The sequence below is a fragment of the Embleya scabrispora DSM 41855 genome (genome assembly GCF_000372745.1).
Classification (GTDB): domain Bacteria; phylum Actinomycetota; class Actinomycetes; order Streptomycetales; family Streptomycetaceae; genus Embleya; species Embleya scabrispora.
The window spans coordinates 1-2,572 of sequence record NZ_KB889635.1 but is presented as its reverse complement, the minus strand read 5'-3'; the positions used below and the strand labels follow the sequence as shown (position 1 = coordinate 2,572).

The 2,572-nt window shown below is 70.8% G+C and carries 2 protein-coding genes and 1 pseudogene; 1 reads left to right on the top strand and 2 read right to left on the bottom strand.

The genetic code is table 11. The features are described from left to right. Positions 1–43: 43 nt before the first annotated feature. Entirely contained in the window at positions 44–934 is an 891-nt protein-coding gene (locus A3IC_RS54435) for a helix-turn-helix domain-containing protein (protein WP_020550755.1), read from the bottom strand. A gap of 96 nt (positions 935–1,030) precedes the next feature. On the opposite strand from A3IC_RS54435, the gene A3IC_RS0114435 reads away from it, so the two are divergent. Next, entirely contained in the window at positions 1,031–2,248 is a 1,218-nt protein-coding gene (locus tag A3IC_RS0114435) for a cytochrome P450 (protein WP_052173485.1), read from the top strand. 85 nt (positions 2,249–2,333) lie between these two features. Here the strand turns inward: A3IC_RS0114435 and A3IC_RS54430 are convergent. Beyond that, positions 2,334–2,572 (bottom strand): annotated as a pseudogene (locus tag A3IC_RS54430) (hypothetical protein); the annotation flags it as partial.

The window sequence follows — 2,572 nt, the reverse complement described above, 5'->3', positions numbered from 1 at the left end:
GTCGGGGTTGGGGGAGTGACTGTGTTGGTTGCGCTTCGCGCGTCTATCGCTGGGGTGGGGGTGGGTTGGGGGTGCTGTCGTGGTGGGGGGTGGGGGAGAGGTGGGTGGCGGCGGTTTGTAGGGCGGTGATGTATTTGTGGCGTTCGGTGGGGCCTACGGCGTCGCGTAGGGGGCCGATTTGGAGTTCGTGGGTCGGGTGGCCGTGTGTGTCGCGGATGGGTGCGGCGAGGTAGCTCAAGGGGAGGGGGTGGTCCGAGGTCAACTCGGCTTCGGTGTACGGGTGTGCGCTGATTGATGCGAGTTGTTCGCGTACTCGCTCGCGCAGTCCGGTGCGGCCCGGGTGTTCGTCCAACAGGCCGACTACGTCCCGGAGGACGGTCAGCAACTCGGCCGAGTCGGTGCGCGGTCGCCAGGCGGCGACGCCGTGTGCGCGGATCGTGTCCAGGGTCGCCGCCAACTCGGGGGCGTGCGCGAGCCACGCGGCCCGTTCGGCGGCCGGCCGCCACGGCATCACCGAGGCCCCGGCCGGCGGTCGCAGCGGCAGTCGGGTGCCCACCTCGATTCCGGCCGGCAGCAGGCCCGGTCCCGGCTCGACCGCGAGGAAGACCACGTGGTCCACTCCGACCAGGGACAGCGCCACGCCACAGCCGACCCGGCCGGCGAGGGTGGCCAGCACCTGTGCCGCGCCCGCCGGGAGCCGCACGCGCGCATGTACCGCGTCGGCGACCGCGAGCAGGCCCGGTCCGAGTGTGTACAGCCGATCCGGGCCGCGCTGCACCCAGCCCGGAGCGGCGAGCGCGGCGAGCACGGCGGTCGCGGTGGACCGGTTCAGGTCCAGGCGGGCCGCCACCTCCGACACGCTCAGCCCGCGTGGCGCGGCGGCGAGCAACTCGACCACGGCCACCACCCGATCGGTGGGCGGCGAAGCAACCATGCGGCATCCCTTGTTCGGGGTCGGACTTGTATTTAGAGTCAACGAATATACGCCACTTTGGCGACGAATATTCGTCGCACAGGTCAGGGGGTTCGGATGAGTCTGCCCGCAGTGCGTGGGGGTTTTGAACCGTTCGACGTGCTCGATATCGAGGGTTACGACTTCGCCTTCGACGACATTCCGAACCTGCACGAGCTCTTCGCCGCGGCGCGGGCGCGCAAGCCGTACGCGATCGTGCCGTTTCTGGGGACGCGCGCGGTGTTGTTCCTGACCCACGATCTGGTGACCGCCGCGTTCAAGGACGAGGAATCGTTCCCGGCGTCGGCGATCTACGCCGCGACCACCGAACCCGTGCTCGGGCACACCATCCAGTGCATGCGCGGCGCCGAGCACCGGATCAACCGAAAGCTCGTGGTGCCGGCGTTTCGGCGCAAGGTGGTCACCGAGCAGGTCGAGGCGATCCTGGAACCGCTCGCGCACGAACTCGTGGACCGCTTCGAGGCGCGCGGCGAGGCCGACCTGGTCACCGAGTTCACGCACGGCTATCCGGTCCGGGTGATCACCCGACTGCTCGGGCTGCCGATGGACGACGAGGAGCGCTTCCGCCGTTGGGCCGTCGACCTGTTCCACTTCCCGATGGCGCCGGAGGCGGCCGAGCGCGCGTCTCGCGAATTCACCGAGTACGTCACGCCGATCGTCGCGCGCCGGCGGATCGACCCGGGCGACGACCTGCTCTCGACGCTGGCCTGCACCGAGGCCGAGGGTCGCCGGCTCACCGACGAGGAGATCCTCTCCTTCCTGCGGCTGCTCTTCCCGGCCGGCGCCGACACCACCTACCTGGGGCTGGGCAACGCGCTGTACGCGCTGCTCACCCACCCGGAGCAACTGGCCCGGGTGTCGGCCGACCCGGACGAGGAACTGGAATGGGCGGTCGAGGAGTCGCTGCGCTGGGAGCCGCCGGTGGGGCTGTTGCCTCGGGTGTGCCCGGCGCCGGTTCGCGACTGGCAGGGGCTGGGACTGGACATACCGGCGGAGACACCGCTGATCTTCGCGATCACGGCGGCCAACCGGGACCCGGCGCACTACCCGGACCCGGACGTGTTCGACATCGGCCGCCGGGTCCGACCCACGCTCGCCTTCGGCGACGGGCCGCACGTGTGCCTCGGCACCTGGCTGGCCCTCGCCGAGATCCGGGCCGCGCTCAAGGTGCTGCTGCAACGGCTGCCGGCCATGCGATCCGTTGAGCCGACGCGCGTGCGAGGGTTGCTCGGTACGGCGCTGCGCGGGCCGGAGTCGTTGCGCGTGCGGTTCTAGCGGCGGGGCGCGCCCGGTGTGGAGTTGGTGGCGCGGGCCTGGCTTCGGGGGCTCGCGGGGCGATTCCGGTGGTGGTGCGGGGTGCTCAGAGCTCCTGCGCGATCGGGGGCGGATTCGTCTCGGCGTCGAGGCGGGTCACGTTCTGGAGTAGGCCCCAGACGAAATCCGCCCGGTATGTGCTTTCGCCTTCGGTGATCAGGCTCGCCCAGCGGCTGGGGGCGGAACCCTCGACGTGTCGCAGGTCCGGGTACGCGTGTTCGATGTCGCCGATCACGAACCGCCACGGCTGCAGCCCGGCCACGCTCTCGACCGGCGGCGTCGTGG

Coding starts and splice junctions, on each gene's coding strand:
- A3IC_RS54435 (WP_020550755.1), bottom strand. CDS start 934: ATGGTTGCTTCGCCGCCCACCGATCGGGTGGTGGCCGTGGTCGAGTTG.
- A3IC_RS0114435 (WP_052173485.1), top strand. CDS start 1,031: ATGAGTCTGCCCGCAGTGCGTGGGGGTTTTGAACCGTTCGACGTGCTC.